At 70.6% G+C, this 15,137-nt stretch carries 19 protein-coding genes, 1 tRNA gene and 1 pseudogene; 13 read left to right on the top strand and 8 right to left on the bottom strand.

Annotation, left to right across the window (positions count from 1 at the left end):
• The 4 genes and pseudogenes from ACGF0J_RS36910 to ACGF0J_RS36925 all read left to right on the top strand — a co-directional run.
• Positions 1–123, top strand: a pseudogene (locus ACGF0J_RS36910) (AraC family transcriptional regulator); the annotation flags it as partial.
• Positions 124–331: 208 nt separating this feature from the next.
• Complete coding sequence (locus ACGF0J_RS36915) at positions 332–2,722, top strand: ATP-binding cassette domain-containing protein (RefSeq protein WP_393153753.1); 2,391 nt, start codon at positions 332–334, stop codon at positions 2,720–2,722.
• A 76-nt stretch (positions 2,723–2,798) separates the two neighbouring features.
• A complete protein-coding gene (locus tag ACGF0J_RS36920) occupies positions 2,799–3,395 on the top strand; it encodes a TetR/AcrR family transcriptional regulator (protein WP_393153755.1) in 597 nt (198 codons plus the stop codon).
• Between the two features lie 81 nt (positions 3,396–3,476).
• Positions 3,477–4,673 (top strand): MFS transporter, encoded by a 1,197-nt coding sequence (locus ACGF0J_RS36925; protein ID WP_393153757.1) that lies wholly within the window; start codon positions 3,477–3,479, stop codon positions 4,671–4,673.
• Here the strand turns inward: ACGF0J_RS36925 and ACGF0J_RS36930 are convergent.
• Entirely contained in the window at positions 4,660–5,301 is a 642-nt protein-coding gene (locus ACGF0J_RS36930; protein ID WP_393153759.1) for a LysE family translocator, read from the bottom strand. The genes ACGF0J_RS36925 and ACGF0J_RS36930 overlap by 14 nt on opposite strands.
• A gap of 113 nt (positions 5,302–5,414) precedes the next feature.
• Here ACGF0J_RS36930 and ACGF0J_RS36935 point away from each other — a divergent pair, with 113 nt between their 5' ends.
• Positions 5,415–6,254, top strand: a complete 840-nt coding sequence (locus ACGF0J_RS36935; protein ID WP_393153761.1) for a neutral zinc metallopeptidase — start codon at positions 5,415–5,417, stop codon at positions 6,252–6,254.
• Between the two features lie 48 nt (positions 6,255–6,302).
• The gene (locus tag ACGF0J_RS36940; RefSeq protein ID WP_393153763.1) at positions 6,303–6,599 is read left to right on the top strand and encodes a type II toxin-antitoxin system VapB family antitoxin; all 297 of its coding nucleotides are present in this window, start codon (positions 6,303–6,305) and stop codon (positions 6,597–6,599) included.
• Between the two features lie 65 nt (positions 6,600–6,664).
• Here ACGF0J_RS36940 and ACGF0J_RS36945 read toward each other — a convergent pair.
• The 4 genes from ACGF0J_RS36945 to ACGF0J_RS36960 form a co-directional block, all read right to left on the bottom strand.
• Positions 6,665–6,751: transfer RNA gene (locus ACGF0J_RS36945), tRNA-Ser, on the bottom strand.
• A 10-nt stretch (positions 6,752–6,761) separates the two neighbouring features.
• Positions 6,762–7,199 (bottom strand): nucleoside deaminase, encoded by a 438-nt coding sequence (locus ACGF0J_RS36950; protein WP_393153843.1) that lies wholly within the window; start codon positions 7,197–7,199, stop codon positions 6,762–6,764.
• A 14-nt stretch (positions 7,200–7,213) separates the two neighbouring features.
• Positions 7,214–7,693, bottom strand: a complete 480-nt coding sequence (locus ACGF0J_RS36955) for a tRNA adenosine deaminase-associated protein (protein WP_393153765.1) — start codon at positions 7,691–7,693, stop codon at positions 7,214–7,216.
• A 19-nt stretch (positions 7,694–7,712) separates the two neighbouring features.
• Positions 7,713–8,222 carry a tRNA adenosine deaminase-associated protein gene (locus ACGF0J_RS36960; RefSeq protein WP_393153767.1) on the bottom strand — a complete coding sequence of 170 codons (510 nt, stop codon included), beginning with the start codon at positions 8,220–8,222 and terminating at the stop codon, positions 7,713–7,715.
• Positions 8,223–8,364: 142 nt separating this feature from the next.
• Here ACGF0J_RS36960 and upp point away from each other — a divergent pair, with 142 nt between their 5' ends.
• The 6 genes from upp to ACGF0J_RS36990 all read left to right on the top strand — a co-directional run bounded on the left by upp (position 8,365) and on the right by ACGF0J_RS36990 (position 12,407).
• Positions 8,365–9,003, top strand: coding sequence for a uracil phosphoribosyltransferase (gene upp / locus ACGF0J_RS36965; protein ID WP_393153769.1), 639 nt, complete (start codon positions 8,365–8,367; stop codon positions 9,001–9,003).
• A gap of 175 nt (positions 9,004–9,178) precedes the next feature.
• Positions 9,179–9,403: a hypothetical protein gene (locus tag ACGF0J_RS36970; RefSeq protein WP_393153771.1), complete on the top strand. Its 225-nt coding sequence runs from the start codon at positions 9,179–9,181 to the stop codon at positions 9,401–9,403.
• Between the two features lie 97 nt (positions 9,404–9,500).
• Complete coding sequence (locus ACGF0J_RS36975; RefSeq protein ID WP_185083873.1) at positions 9,501–9,659, top strand: hypothetical protein; 159 nt, start codon at positions 9,501–9,503, stop codon at positions 9,657–9,659.
• Complete coding sequence (locus tag ACGF0J_RS36980) at positions 9,656–10,186, top strand: PH domain-containing protein (protein WP_393153773.1); 531 nt, start codon at positions 9,656–9,658, stop codon at positions 10,184–10,186. Before ACGF0J_RS36975 ends, ACGF0J_RS36980 begins: the two co-directional genes overlap by 4 nt.
• Before the next feature lie 96 nt (positions 10,187–10,282).
• A complete protein-coding gene (locus tag ACGF0J_RS36985) occupies positions 10,283–11,626 on the top strand; it encodes a helix-turn-helix domain-containing protein (RefSeq protein WP_393153775.1) in 1,344 nt (447 codons plus the stop codon).
• Positions 11,627–11,732: 106 nt separating this feature from the next.
• Complete coding sequence (locus ACGF0J_RS36990; RefSeq protein ID WP_393153777.1) at positions 11,733–12,407, top strand: FadR/GntR family transcriptional regulator; 675 nt, start codon at positions 11,733–11,735, stop codon at positions 12,405–12,407.
• A gap of 307 nt (positions 12,408–12,714) precedes the next feature.
• Here the strand turns inward: ACGF0J_RS36990 and ACGF0J_RS36995 are convergent, their stop codons facing one another.
• Positions 12,715–13,299, bottom strand: a complete 585-nt coding sequence (locus ACGF0J_RS36995) for an NAD(P)H-binding protein (RefSeq protein WP_393153779.1) — start codon at positions 13,297–13,299, stop codon at positions 12,715–12,717.
• Positions 13,300–13,338: 39 nt separating this feature from the next.
• The gene (locus ACGF0J_RS37000) at positions 13,339–13,479 is read right to left on the bottom strand and encodes a hypothetical protein (RefSeq protein ID WP_393153781.1); all 141 of its coding nucleotides are present in this window, start codon (positions 13,477–13,479) and stop codon (positions 13,339–13,341) included.
• Between the two features lie 55 nt (positions 13,480–13,534).
• Between ACGF0J_RS37000 and ACGF0J_RS37005 the strand changes: the two genes are divergently transcribed.
• A complete protein-coding gene (locus ACGF0J_RS37005) occupies positions 13,535–13,993 on the top strand; it encodes a MarR family winged helix-turn-helix transcriptional regulator (protein WP_393153783.1) in 459 nt (152 codons plus the stop codon).
• A 13-nt stretch (positions 13,994–14,006) separates the two neighbouring features.
• Here ACGF0J_RS37005 and dnaN read toward each other — a convergent pair whose 3' ends face one another.
• Entirely contained in the window at positions 14,007–15,107 is a 1,101-nt protein-coding gene (gene dnaN / locus ACGF0J_RS37010; RefSeq protein ID WP_393153785.1) for a DNA polymerase III subunit beta, read from the bottom strand.
• Positions 15,108–15,137 lie beyond the last annotated feature (30 nt).

The raw sequence follows: 15,137 nt of genomic DNA on the forward strand, positions 1-15,137 counted from the left end.
ATGCCGCCCAGCGCCTACCAGCGTCAGGCGGCTGACGCAGTGGCGGGGATGCCGTCGTGCGTGGCGAAACAGGTCACCAGACCGGTCAGGAATCGAGAAGCGCCGCCTTCGGACCGCGCCTAGCGTGACCGCATGGACGTCGGCATTCCGGCGGGCCTCCACCGGCGCGGCGAGCCGGCCGGCTCCCCCTGAAGCCGGCCCGGCCTCACGGCCGGGCGTGACCCGGGGTCGGCGCGACAGAGAACCGGACATACTGCTCGAAACTGGTTAGATCGAGCCAGGCGACGCCGATGGGGACCGCGAACGCGGCCCGCTGAGAGATGGAGACACGATGAGCATGACCCCGACGACGGACGCGCGGTCGCCTGCGCCGCACTCTGCCGACAGCCACGATCTGATCCGCGTGCACGGCGCGCGCGTGAACAACCTCAAGGACGTCAGCATCGCGATCCCGAAGCGCAGGCTGACGGTGTTCACCGGGGTCTCCGGTTCGGGCAAGAGCTCGCTGGTGTTCAGCACGATCGCCGCGGAGTCGCAGCGGCTGATCAACGAGACCTACAGCGCCTTCGTGCAGGGCTTCATGCCGACGCTGGCGCGGCCGGAGGTCGACGTCCTCGAAGGGCTGACGACCGCGATCATCGTCGACCAGCAACGGATGGGCGCCGACCCGCGCTCCACCGTCGGCACCGCCACCGACGCCAACGCGATGCTGCGCATCCTGTTCAGCCGGCTCGGCGAGCCGCACATCGGCTCGCCCCAGGCGTTCTCCTTCAACGTCCCCACGGTGCGGGCGAGCGGCGCGATCACGGTCGAACGCGGCGCCCGCAAGGCCGAGAAGGCGACCTTCACCCGCGTCGGCGGCATGTGCACGCGCTGCGAAGGCCGGGGCACGGTCACCGATCTCGACCTCACGCAGCTCTACGACGACTCCAAGTCGCTCGCCGAGGGCGCGTTCACCATCCCCGGCTGGAAGTCGGACAGCTTCTGGACCGTGCGGGTCTACGCCGAGTCGGGCTTCGTCGACCCGAACAAGCCGATCCGCTCGTACACCGACAAGGAGCTTCACGACTTCCTGCACAAGGAGCCGACCAAGGTGAAGGTCGACGGCGTCAACCTCACCTACGAGGGACTGATCCCGAAGATCCAGAAGTCGTTCCTGTCGAAGGACCGGGAGGCGATGCAGCCGCACATCCGGGCGTTCGTGGACCGGGCGGTCACCTTCACCACCTGTCCCGAGTGCGACGGCACCCGGCTCAGCGAGGAGGCCCGCTCGTCGCGGATCAGGGGCGTCAACATCGCCGACGCCTGCGCGATGCAGATCAGCGACCTCGCCGCCTGGGTCGGCGGCCTCGACGAGCCATCGGTCGCGCCGTTGCTCGCCGCGCTGCGGCACACCCTCGACTCGTTCGTGGAGATCGGGCTGGGCTACCTCTCGCTCGACCGGCCGGCGGGCACGCTGTCGGGCGGCGAGGCGCAGCGCACGAAGATGATCCGCCATCTCGGCTCCGCGCTCACCGACGTGACCTACGTCTTCGACGAGCCCACCATCGGCCTGCACCCGCACGACATCCAGCGGATGAACGGCCTGCTGCTCCGGCTGCGGGACAAGGGCAACACGGTGCTCGTCGTCGAGCACAAGCCGGAGGCGATCGCGATCGCCGACCACGTCGTCGACCTCGGCCCCGGCGCCGGCACGGCGGGCGGCACGATCTGCTACGAGGGCACCGTCGAGGGTCTGCGGGCCGGCGGCACCATCACCGGCCGCCACCTGGACGACCGGGCCGTGCTCAAGGAGACGGTGCGGACGCCCAAGGGCACGTTGGAGATCCGCGGTGCGAGCCGCCACAACCTGCGGGACGTGGACGTCGACATCCCGCTCGGCGTCCTCTGCGTCGTCACCGGTGTCGCCGGCTCCGGCAAGAGCTCGCTGATCCACGGGTCGATCCCCGCCGGCGCGGGCGTGGTGTCCGTCGACCAGGCGCCCATCCGCGGCTCGCGGCGCAGCAACCCGGCGACGTACACGGGGCTGCTCGACCCGATCCGCAAGGCGTTCGCCAAGGCCAACGGCGTGAAGCCGGCCCTGTTCAGCGCCAACTCCGAGGGCGCCTGCCCCACCTGCAACGGCGCCGGGGTCATCTACATGGACCTGGGCATCATGGCCGGTGTCTCCACCACCTGCGAGGAGTGCGAGGGGAAGCGGTTCGAGGCGTCGGTGCTCGAATACCACCTCGGCGGCCGCGACATCAGCGAGGTGCTCGCGATGTCGGTGACGGAGGCCGCGGAGTTCTTCGGCGCCGGCGAGGCGCGCACGCCGGCCGCGCAGGCCGTCCTCGGCCGGCTCGCCGACGTCGGGCTGGGCTACCTCAGCCTCGGCCAGCCGCTCACCACGCTGTCCGGCGGCGAGCGGCAGCGGCTGAAGCTGGCCACCCACATGGCCGACAAGGGCGGCGTCTACGTCCTCGACGAGCCGACCACCGGCCTCCACCTCGCCGATGTCGAGCAGTTGCTCGGCCTGCTCGACCGGCTCGTCGACTCCGGCAAGTCGGTCATCGTCATCGAGCACCACCAGGCGGTGATGGCGCACGCCGACTGGATCATCGACCTCGGCCCCGGGGCCGGGCACGACGGCGGCCTGATCGTCTTCGAGGGCACCCCCGCCGACCTCGTCGCCGCCCGCTCCACCCTCACCGGCGAGCACCTCGCGGCCTACGTCGGCGCCTGACGGACCTCCTCGCGGCCGCCGCGAGGAGCGTCCCCCTATTTTGCATCACTCGGAGCAGAATTGGTAGCGTGGTCGTATGGCCAGACCACGGGCGTTCGACGAGGAGCGGGTGCTGGACGCGGCGATGCGCGCGTTCTGGGCGGGCGGGTACGAAGGCACGTCCACCCGCGACCTGTGCGAGGCGACCGGCCTCGACCGCAGCAGCGTCTACAACGCCTTCACCAGCAAGCACGAGCTTTTCAAGCGGGCGCTGAGCCGCTATCTCGACGCGATGACCGCGGCCCAGGTCGAGATCCTCGGCGCCGGCGGACAGCCGGCCGGTGAGCGCGTCCGCGCACTCCTCTCCAAGATCATCGATGACGAGTTCCGGCACCGGGGTGACGGCCCCAGCCTCGGGTGCCTGAGCGTCAACACCACCGTCGAGCTCGCCGGGCACGACGAGGAGGTCTCCCGGCTGCTCGAACAGGACCTGCGCAGGCGGCTCGACTCGTTCCAGGCCGTGATCGAGGAGGGGCGGCGCGCCGGCGACGTCGTCTCCGACCGCGACCCCGCCTCCCTCGCCAGCTACCTCAACGCCGTGATCGCCGGAATCCGGGTGTCGGCCAGGGGCGGCGCCGGCCGCGCCGACCTGGAGGACATCGCGGCCACCGCGCTGGACGCCCTCTTCCGCTGATCCACCACCTCCCTCGGAGTGCCTTCGCATGCCCGAGTTTTGTACTGATCGATGCAAAATTGAACTGACAGGAGCACCTCCATGCCCCGTGCCGTCTACGTGCTGGCCCTCGGCATCTTCGCCATGGTCACCAGTGAGTTCGCCGTGGCCGGGCTGATGCCGCAGCTCGCCGCCGGCCTCGACGCCACGATCCCCCAGATCGGCTATCTGATCACCGCCTTCGCGGTCGCCATGGCCGTCGGCGGGCCGTTCATGACGATCGCCCTGATGCGGCTGCGTCCCCGGACCGCGCTCATGACCTTGTTCGCCGTCTTCCTCGCGGGCAACGTGCTGGCGGCCGTCGCCCCGACCTACGGGGTCATGCTGGCCGCCCGCGTGGTCACCGGCGTCGCCTCGCAGGCGTTCTTCGGCGTCGCCATCTCGCTCACGGTCCGGCTGACGCCTCCCGAGGTGCGCGGCCGGGCCATCGCCGTGGTCATGAACGGGCTGATGGTCGGCACCCTGCTCGGGCTGCCGCTGTCCACGTTCGTCGGCGAACGCCTCGGCTGGCGGGCGGCGTTCTGGGCCGTCAGCGTGCTGACCGTGGTCGCCGCCCTCGCCACGGTGGCGGGAGTGCCGCGGCTGGAGCGGTCGGCGGACGACGGCGCGGGCCTGCGCCGCCACCTGGGCGTCTTCCGCGCCCCCCGCCTGTGGCTGGCCCTGTCCACCAGCACGCTCATCATCGGCGCGACGTTCTCCGCCTTCAGCTACCTCAACCCGATCCTGACGCGCCTCAGCGGGTTCGCCGCCGAGACCGTGCCGCTCCTGCTCGTCGCGTACGGCGCAGCCACCGTGGCCGGCAACGTCGTCGTCGGCCGGCTCGCGGACCGGCACACCATCGGCGTCCAGGTGGCCGGCCTGGCCCTGAACACCGTCTTCCTCGCCGGCTTCGCCCTGCTGGCCCACGCGAGCGTGCCCGCCGTGCTCCTCATGCTCGGCGTCGGCCTGGTCGGCGTCACCATGAACCCGGCCATGGTCACCCGGGTCCAGCGCGCCGGCAACGCCGGGCCGCTGGTCAACACCGTGCACTCGTCGTTCATCACGCTCGGCGTCATCGTCGGCTCGTCGGCCGGCGGGCTGGCCATCGACGCCGCGGGGCTGCGTGCCCCGCTCTGGCTCGGGGCCGGACTCGCCGTGCTCGGCCTGCTCACGCTGGTCCCCGAACTCGTCCGCCGCCCCGCCCCCGCTCCGGAACCCCCCAGCGTACGGGACCCCGACCCGGCCGTCAGGCCGTCGTGAGCGCCCTGGAGCGGTCGGTCGCCAGGTGGACGGCGATGCCGGCCAGGACCGTGCCCATGAAGTAGCGCTGCACCCGCAGCCACAGGGGGCGGCCGGCCAGGAACGCGGCCAGGGCCCCCGCGGAGATCGCGATGAGGCCGTTCACCACGGTGCCGATGATGATCTGCACCGAGCCGAGAGCCAGGCTCTGCAGCAGGACGTGGCCCAGGGCCGGGTCGATGAACTGCGGCAGCAGCGAGAGGTAGAGAATGGCGATCTTGGGGTTCAGCAGGCAGGTGAACAGGCCCATCGCGAACAGCCGGCGCGGCGGCTCGGCCGGCAGCTCGCGCGTCTCGAAGGCCGAGGTGCCACCGGGACGGACGGCGGTCCAGGCCAGCCAGAGCAGGTACGCGGCCCCGGCGAGTTTCAGGGCCGTGTACGCGGCGGGCACGTACGCGAAGATCGCGGTCAGGCCCAGGCAGGTCGCGGTCAGATAGATCGTGAAGCCCAGTGCCACGCCCGTGAGCGAGATGAGACCGGCGCGGCGGCCCTGGGTGATCGACCGGGACACCAGATAGATCATGTTCGGGCCGGGAGTGAGGACCATGCCCAGCGACACGAGGGCGATCCCGATCAAGCCTGCGGTCATTTCGCAAGATTATCCGATACGTCACCGCGGGCTCCGGGCGCCTCGTCGTTGGCATCTCCGCGCCTTCTCGGGGAAGCAGTCCTGCCGGGCTCTTCGGAGAAGGGACTGGGGCGATGGACTTCAGAGACAACGCCAACCTCGACGCCTCCCAGGTGGAGGACGTCGGCGGGAGCGGCGGGAGCGGCGGTGGCAGGTTCCCCGGCGGCATGGTCATCGGCGGCGGGGGCATCCTCGGCGTGATCGTGACAATCGCCCTCCTGCTGCTGAACGGCCTCGGCGACGGAGGGGGCGAGCAGCCGGCGCAACGGCAGCCGGCCTCCGACCTCACCCAGGAGTGCCGCACCGGCAAGGACGCCGACCAGTCGGAGAAGTGCCGGGTCGTGGGCGTGGTCAACAGCATCCAGGACTACTGGAAGGGCGAGGTCTCCGGCTACCGGCCGGCCAAGACGGTGCTCTACAGCGGCGGTGTCCGCACCGCCTGCGGCGCGGCCGACTCCTCGGTCGGCCCCTTCTACTGCCCCGGCGACCAGCGCGTCTACCTGGACCTGAGCTTCTTCGACGACCTGCACAGCCGCTTCGGCGCCCAGGGCGGGCCGTTCGCCCAGGCGTACGTCATCGCCCACGAGTACGGCCACCACGTGCAGAACCTCGTCGGCGGCCTCGAAGGCGGCAACTCCGTCGCGACCGAGCTCCAGGCCGACTGCTACGCCGGCGTCTGGGCCAAGAAGGCCGTCGACACCGGCTTCTACGACAAACCGTTCACCGACTCCGACATCGCCCAGGCCATCGACGCGGCGGCGGCTGTCGGCGACGACCGCATCCAGCAGCGGACGCGGGGGCGCGTCGATCCCGAGTCGTTCACCCACGGCTCCTCGCGGCAGCGCGTCGACGCCTTCAAGCAGGGCTACACGACCGGCCAGCCGGCCCGATGCGACACCGCTGAGCTGGGTTAACGCCAGCGAACAGTACAAGCAGGCAGTTTCTCTCCTAAAATCTATGGGGTGATCTTCAAGCTGGTCGGCGACGGACGACCCTATCCCGAACACGGTCTGACCAATCGAGATTGGGCCCGGATACCGCCGCGCCAGGTCCGGCTCGACTCGTTGATCACCACGAAAGCGATGCTGGACCTGCACTCGCTGCTCGCCGCCGACTCCACGTTCTACGGTGATCTCTTTCCGCACGTGGTGCAGTGGCAGGGCGAGCTGTACCTCGAGGACGGCCTGCACCGGGCGCTGCGGGCCGCGCTCCACCAACGATCCATCCTGCACGCCCGCGTGCTGGACCTGCCCGCCTGAGAGAACCTGCCCCGGACAAGCGAAAGGGCCTGCGATCCGACCGGATCGCAGGCCCTTTCGGCCGGCGGTGGTGGTGGGATTTGAACCCACGGATGAGTTGCCCCATCACACGCTTTCGAGGCGTGCGCCCTCGGCCACTAGGCGACACCACCGCCGACGAGCTTACCGGATCCGGCGAGTGGCGAAGAACTCCTTGAGCACCGCGGAGCATTCCGCCGCCAGCACACCCATGACGACCTCGGGGCGGTGGTTGAGCCTGCGGTCCCTGACGACGTCCCAGAGCGAGCCCACGGCGCCGCCCTTCTCGTCCACCGCGCCGTACACGATGCGCGCCACCCGCGCGAGCACGGCCGCGCCCGCGCACATCGTGCAGGGCTCCAGGGTGACCACGAGCGTACAGCCGTCGAGCCGCCACGCCCCGCGCTCGCGGGCCGCCGCCCTGAGCGCCAGCACCTCGGCGTGCGCGGTGGGGTCGGCTCCGGACTCGCGGTCGTTGCCCGCGGCCGCCAGCACCTCGCCGAGCGGGTCGAGCACCACCGCCCCGACGGGCACCTCACCGCGGGCTCCCGCGGCGACGGCCTCGGCCAGCGCCAGGCGCATCGCCTCGGCGTGGGTCACCGCAACCGGTCGAGCTCGTCGCCGAACGACAGCCGCTCGGCGATCACCGAGAGCACGTCGGCCGGCAGCACGCCCTCCTCCATGCTGAGCTCCAGCAGCTCCTCGGAGCTGAGGCCGAGGTCACTGAGCAGCTCGAAGTCGCCCGCCGGCCGGACGCCGAGCGTGTTGGTGCCCTCCTTGTCGGGCACCACGCCCGCGAACTCGGCGAACAGCTCGCCGAGGCTGTCGGGCGCGATGGCGTGGGCGTCGGAGAGGAAGACCCGCGGCTCGTCCTCGCCGAAGTAGCGCGCGATGGCGAACCACTCGTCCTCCACCTCGACGCAGAGCAGCGCCAGCTCGTCACCCGACAGGCCGAGCGCCTCGGTCACGGCGTCGCCGAGGTCGTCGACGATCTCGGCCTCGCTCAGGTCCACCTCCGCGCCGCTCCAGCCGTCGGTGGTCCTGACGAACGCCGCGGAAAAGGTGTTGGCCGCCATGTGTCTTGCTCCAGAGGGGTCAGCCGAAAGCCGATTCGAGGGCACGCTCGAACGGCTCGGAGAAGCCGAGCCGCGCGGCGATGCTGGACAGCACGTCCTCGGGCAGCAGGTCGATGTCACCGGACAGGATGCCCAGCTCCATCTCGTCGAGCCCCAGGTCGGCGAAGATGGACAGGTCGCCCGCGGGCAGCGCCAGCTCCTCGTCCTGGAGGATCTCCTCGAGCTCCTCCTCGTCGGGCACCGGCACGTCGAGGTATTCGAGGACCTGCCTGGCCAGCGGGAAGTCCCAGGAGGCCGCGATGTCGGACAGGAAGACGTCGACCCGCTCACCGAGGACGCGCAGCGCCACGAAGAACTCGTCGCCCACGGCGACCAGCCCGATCGTGCCGCTCTCGCTCGGCTGCTGACGCAGTGCCTTGATCAGGCCGTGGAGGTCGGACGTCAGCGTCATCGGGAGCATCTCCGCGTCCCAGCACTCGTCCTCCCGATAGACCACGACGGCGAAGTCGAACACGTCTTCGTCTGTCATCGCACACCCCACCTGACGTGGCCTCTCCGAGTTCCAATCGTTCCAGACGTGACCCGCCGCCGTGTGCCGCTCCGACCAAATTGTGATCAAAACCGGAGGCACATCGTGGCGGTACGTCCCCCACAAGATAGCGTTGTCCCCTATGGAAACCCTCGTCGTCGACCATCCGCTCGTGGCCCACAAGCTCACCACGCTGCGCGACGTGCGGACCGACTCCCCCACCTTCCGCAGGCTCGCCGACGAGCTGGTGACGTTGCTGGCCTACGAGGCCACCCGCGACGTCCGCATCACCGACGTGACCGTCCGGACGCCGGTCGCCGAGGCGCACGGCGTGCGGATGGCTCGGCCGTACCCGCTGGTGGTGCCCATCCTGCGCGCGGGGCTCGGCATGCTCGACGGCATGACCCGGCTGTTGCCCACGGCGGAGGTCGGCTTCCTCGGCATGATCCGCAACGAGTCGACGCTGCAGGCCGAGACGTACGCCACCCGGCTGCCCGAGGACCTGTCCGGACGGCAGTGCTTCGTGGTGGACCCGATGCTCGCCACCGGCGGCACGCTCGCCGCGGCCGTGCAGTTCCTCTTCGACAGGGGCGCGCAGGACGTGACGGCCCTGTGCCTGCTGGCGGCGCCGGAGGGGCTGCGGCACATGGACGAGGTGTTCGCCGGGTCGGGCAAGCCGATCCGCGTGGTCACCGCGGCACTGGACGAGCGGCTGAACGAGAACGGCTACATCGTCCCCGGCCTGGGTGACGCGGGCGACCGGCTGTACGGCGTCGTCTGAGCCGTCCCGCCCGAACCGCCTCCGCCTCGGCCCGGCCGGAAATCCCCCTTCCGTCACACGGAGTGGTCTCTTCGTTACATACTGTTGTCGTGTGGGTACGTAGAGAGAGGAAGGCAGCTTCCGCATGGGCGCGAGGGGGCGCGATGAGCGATTTTCCGGTTGTCGGGGTGTTCTCGTGAGCGAGCACATCGAGGCGGGTCCGACTCCGTACGCGGACGTCGAGGCCGCGCTGTGCGACGAGTTCGCCGGCGTCCACTCCGCGACCACCGTGACGCGATGCGTCGAGGCCGCGCACTACGGCGCGCTGGAGGTCACGGGCTACGCCCACCCCAGCCTCGTCGAGCGGATCGCGCGCAAGCACCTTCACGTCCTGGCGCTGGTCGCCAGCGAACGCGGTTAAGCAAGATCATGACCAGGCCGTGAAGTCACCTTTACCCGGGCCGCCGGGTGGGTAATGTATACGGCGGGTGTAGTGGGTAACATCTCGGAGGCAGACAGTGCAGGTCAAAAAAGTCCTCTCGTACGGCGGCATCGCATTCGCCGCCTACTACCTGCTGGCGCGACCATCCGAGGCCGCCACGGCGGTCAAGGGGGCCTTCGACAGCGTGATCAACGCGGCCGACTCCCTGGCCCAATTCGTGAACAACCTCGCATGAGACTTGTGACCCACGGGGACTCCGCCCCGTCGTCGGTCAATCGTTACCTACTCCCCGACGAACAACAGGTCATCATGGTGCGGCGCCACCCGGCCGTGCTGCTGCGTCCCGTCGCCGAGGTCTTCGGCGGCCTGATTCTCGCCGGACTGCTCAGCAAGTTCCTCGGCGACAACGGGGGCGGCACGGCCCTGGTGGTCGTCTGGTGGCTCTGGCTGGTGCTGCTGATCCGTTTCGTCTGGAAAGTCGCCGAGTGGTCGGTCGACTACTTCGTGGTGACCTCGAAACGCATGTTGCTGACCACGGGTCTGATCACGCGCAAGGTCGCGATGATGCCCCTGTCCAAGGTCACCGACATGAGCTTCAAGCGGTCCCTCCTCGGGCGCATGCTCGGTTACGGTGAGTTCGTCCTCGAATCGGCCGGTCAAGACCAGGCGCTGTCCAACGTCGACTACATTCCGTACCCCGAGACCCTCTACCTCGAGGTCTGCCAGATGCTTTTCCCCAGCGCGGACAGCGGCGACGATTAAGCTCCGCGTGCGGAATTCTTCACGTGGGGATACCAGATTCGGCCACTTCATGCAATCATTGCGTGTTGTTGACCCTTCCCCGCCTTGAGAGATGAGATGCCGAGTCAGGGAACCATCGGTGACCGCGTCCGCGGACTGCGGCTGAACAGGCGGATGTCCCAGGCCCAACTGGCCGGACCCGACCTGTCTGACAGTTATGTCTCACTCATCGAGTCGGGCAAGCGCACCCCGACTCCGGTCGTGGCCCGACTCCTGGCCGAGCGCCTGGGGTGCACCACCGAGTTCCTCCTGCACGGGATCGAGCCTCGGCAGCGCATCGACACCGAGCTCGGGCTGCGCCACGCCGAGCTGGAGCTTCAGCACGGCGATCCGGCCGTCGCCGCCGAGCGCTTCACGGAGATCGTGAAGGCCGCCGACGAGGAGAACGCCATGCTCACGGCGCACGCCCGCTTCGGCCGGGCTCGCGCGCTGGAGGCGCAGGGCAGCCTGGGTCAGGCGGTCGAGGCGTTCGAGCGGCTGCGCAGGGAGGCGTCCGCGCACCCCGAGCGGCTGGCCGACCTGCCGCTGACCGTCGCGCTGAGCCGCTGCTACCAGCGGGCCGGCGACCGGCTGCGCGCCCGCGATCTGGCCGCCCACGCGCTGGAGCAGGCGCTCAAGCTGGCCATCACCCAGGGCGAGATCGCGATCGACCTGGCCGCCGCGCTCGTCGAGGCGCGCGGCGAGCTGGAGGACGGCACCGCCGCGCCGACGTTCGTCAAGCGGGTGCTGGACGCCAACGGCGTGCCCGCGATTGTGGACCGTTCCGCCGAGATCCGGACCCTGTGGCGGGCGAGCTCCGCCGCCGCGGCCGGCGATGACTCGGCGCTGGCCGTACGGCTGGCCGACGACGCCATCACCGCAGGCCGGTCCATCAGGCTCGCGCTGCAGCTCGCGCGGACCGCCATGCACTGGGCCATGCTGGCCGGCACGCCGGTCGACGAGGCCGAGCACCTGGCGCGGGAGGCGGTCAGAGCGTTCGCCGCGACACCGGGCACCGCCGGGGAGCACGGCGCGGCGCTCATAGCGCACGCGCGGGTCAGGCTGCGCGCCGCCGACCCGGCACGGGCGGGCGAGCTGGCGACGGCGGCGCTCGACCTCGCGCCCGCCGCGCCGCACACGATCCCGGCGGAGGCCCACCTGATCCTCGCCACCGTCGCCCTCGACCTCGGGGGTGACGCCGGCAGGCATCTCGGCACCGCCCGCGGGCTGCTGGAGGCGCTCGGCCGGCCGGTGTTCGGCTCCGACAGGCAGGCGGCCCGGTGCTGGCGCGAGCTGGGCGACCTGTACGGTCGGGGCGGTGACCAGGCGCACCAGACCGGCGCGTATCGTAAGGCCCTGGAAGCGGCAGGAGTGCGCTCCGCGCTGGCAGGCCTGACGGTGGACGCCTCGGTTTCCCGCTGACGGAGGACTCCGGGGAAGTTCCAGATTTGTGCTGAACGGTCTGGAATAATTAGGGTCTACCAGTCATTGACTCATAGGATGATTGGTTTCCCGGAGGAGGCGGACTGTGAGTCTGCGTACGGCGCAGCGGGCTTCGCTCGTGGACCAGGTGATTGATCAGCTCAAGGAGCAGATCACATCAGGGTCGTGGCAGATGAACGGCAAGATCCCGACCGAGACCGTGCTCGCGGAGCAGCTCGGGGTCGGCCGCAACACCGTTCGCGAGGCCGTGCGGGCGCTTACGCACGCCGGGCTCCTCGAATGCCGCCAGGGTGACGGCACCTACGTCCGGGCCACCAGCGAACTCTCGGGAGCCATGCTCCGCCGGCTCAAGCAGGCGGAGCAACTCGAGATCCTTGAGGTGCGGCGCGCGCTGGAGGTCGAGTCGGCCCGCCTGGCCGCCGCCCGGCGCACCGACGACGACATCAAGCGCATCGAGGCCGCCCTCGCCGAACGCGACCGGGCCTGGGAGCTCGACGACCCCGACTACTTCGTCGAGGCCGACCTCGCCTTCCACATGGCCGTCGCGCACGCCACGCACAACCTCGTGCTCATCGACCTGTTCGAGGACTTCTCGGCCGCGCTGCGAGCCAGCATCACGGCCGCCGGCACGTCGCTCAACAAGAGCTACATCCCGCACGACGCGATCGCCCGCGCCATCGCCGCCGGCGACGCCAGCGCCGCCGAGCGCGCCAGCCACGCGTGCATGGAGCACATCCTCATCGCCCTCACGGAGTCGTAGCGGCCCACCGGCGTTCCGTCACAGCCACCCGCCGACCCCCTCACGGAGTCGTAGCGGCCCACCGGCGTTCCGTCACAGCCACCCGCCGTACCCCCTCACGGAGTCGTAGCGGCCCGCGGAGCTCCCCTTTCAGGCGTCCGGTGACGGCACGGCCGCCTGGGCCGCCACCCGCCGCACGGGGCTCAGGGCCTCCAGGAGACGCCCGCTGACCGGATGGTGGCGGGCCGCCGTGACGACGTCCGGCCGGCCATGGCTCCCGCACCCCACCACCGGCGCGTCCGAAGCGCCGCTGGGGCGTCCGGGCCGGTCAGGACGGGGTGCCGGCGGTCAGGTGGTCGGCGTGAGCGTGGGCGAAGTCCAGGAACGTGCGTGGGGCGTGGCCCGTGACCGACGCGAAGTCGGGGGTGGTGTAGTCGCCCCAGCCGCGCGCGTAGGCGACGGCGTACTCGACGCTGACCGCGGCGATCCACTCCGGGACGCCGGCGTCCAGCATGGCGGCGTGGACATGGTCGGGCGGCAGGGGCTGGTAGGTGACCGGACGGCCGTAGACCTCCGCCAGGTCGCCGGCGGCCTCGGCCATGGAGATGCTGGCCGGGCCCGTGAGGGTGTAGACCTTGCCTGTGTGGGGTCGGGGATCGGTGAGGACTGTGGCGGCGAAGTCGCCGATGTCCCTGACGTCGATGAGACCCAGCCGTCCCTGGCCGGTGGAGCCGTACAGGGTGGTGCCGTTCAGCGCGCCGAAGAGGTTCTGCATGAAGAAGGCCGGGCGGATGATGGTCCAGTCGAGGCCGGAGGCCTGGAGTTCCGCGTCGGAGAGGGCGTGCAGCCGGCCGTTGCGAGTGGGGGCGTCGTGCGCGGCGCCGATGGCCGACAGGCGGACGACGTGCCGCACGCCGGCCTCGCGGTGCTCCGGTGATGAGGATCGTCATGGTCAGTTCTCGCCTTCTTGCGTGGTGCCCGCGTCCGCGGACACGGCGCGGAAGTCCGCGAGCATCGCGGGGCGGGCGGCCGGCAGCCGATCGGTGTGCTCCGGGGACGCCCGGAACCGGGTGAGTTCCACTGTCGTGGTCATACCACGACGATATAGTAATAATCAGTGACTATCATGATAAGTGACTAATGGAGGCGTGACCGTGCGCAGGAGCGAGCGCAAGCTGCAGGACCCCGACCTCGGCGTCCTGGCCGGCCGCACGTTGTTCGGGCTGCAGCAGGAGCTGTTCGCCGCCGTGGCCGAGCAGGGGCACCCGGAGCTCCGGCCGCGGCACGGCGCGGTGCTGGCGTACCTGGACGAGGAGGGCAGCCGGGCCACCGACCTGGCGGCGCAGTCGGGCCAGCACAAGCAGGTGATCGGCACGCTCGTGGACGAGCTGGCCGCGCTGGGGTACGTGGAACGCCGCCCGGACCCGGCCGACCGGCGCGCCAAGCTCGTCGTGCCGACGGCCAAGGGGCTGGATCAGATGGCCAAGGCGGACGCGGCCGTGGCCGCGATCGAGGCACGGCACGCCGAGGCGGTGGGTGCGGAGGTGTACGCCGAGTTCAAGCGGATCTTCAGGTTGGTGGCCGGGCACCACTCGGCGACCACCTGACCGGCCCGGCCGGTCAGGTGCCCTGGCGGAGCGACATGACCAGGTAGCGGAAGGCGGGGTCGGCGTCGCCCGGCACATCCTGGATCAGGGCCGGCCGCGTGGGCGACTCCATGTTGATCCGGGCCAGCTCGCTCTCGATGCCGGTGAGGCCGTCGAGCAGGAAGTGCGACTGGAACGCGATCTGGATGTCGTCGCCGCGCAGCTCGCACTCGACCACCTCGGAACCGCGGCCGACGTCACCGCCCCCCGCCTGGATGAGCACCTGGCCCTGGGTGAACGACAGCCGGATCGCGGTGTTGCGCTCGGCCACCAGCGCCACCCGCTTGATCGCGTCGACGAACGGCCCCACCCGCACGTCGGCCCGGATGGACCAGTCGGCGGTCAGCCGGGTGCGGTAGTCGATGAACTGCTCGTCGAGCAGCCGCACGGTGGTGCTGCGGCCGACGCTCTCGAACCCGGCCACCCCGTCGCCCATCGCGACCAGCACCTCGCCGCCGCGCAGCGACTTGGCCACCTCGACCAGCACCCGGGCGGGCACCATGGCGGAGACGGCGACGTCGGGCGCGGTGGGCCGCCAGGCGAACTCGCGGGCGGCGATCCGGTAGCGGTCGGTCGCGGCCATCGTGACGGTCTCGCCCTCGATGTCGACCCGGATGCCGGTGAGCATGGGCAGCGTGTCGTCGCGGCTGGAGGCGGGCGCGACCTGGCCGACGGCGGAGGCGAACACCCCACCGCCGACGGCGCCGATGCTCGGCGGCATCGTCGGCATGGTCGGGAAGTCCTCGACCGGCATGGTGACCAGCCCGAACTCGGCGCTTCCGCAGGTCAGCACCGCCTCGGCGCCCTCGGTCACGATCTCCACCTGCTCGCCGGGCAGGCTGCGGCTGATCTCGGCCAGCAGCCGGCCGGGGATGAGCACGCGGCCCGCCTCGGCGACGTCGGCGTCGATCCGGGCCTGCGCCGAGACGTCGTAGTCGAACGCGGACACGGTCAGCTCGTCGCCCGCCTCGATCAACAGCCCGGACAGCACGGGTGTCACAGGACGGCTGGGCAGAACCCTGGCGGCCCACGCCACCGCGTCAGCCAGTACATCGCGGTTAACCCGGATTTTCACCTGATCGACCCTTTCCTCTCGCCTGCCTCC

It is taken from the genome of Nonomuraea sp. NPDC047897, assembly GCF_043204415.1.
Classification (GTDB): domain Bacteria; phylum Actinomycetota; class Actinomycetes; order Streptosporangiales; family Streptosporangiaceae; genus Nonomuraea.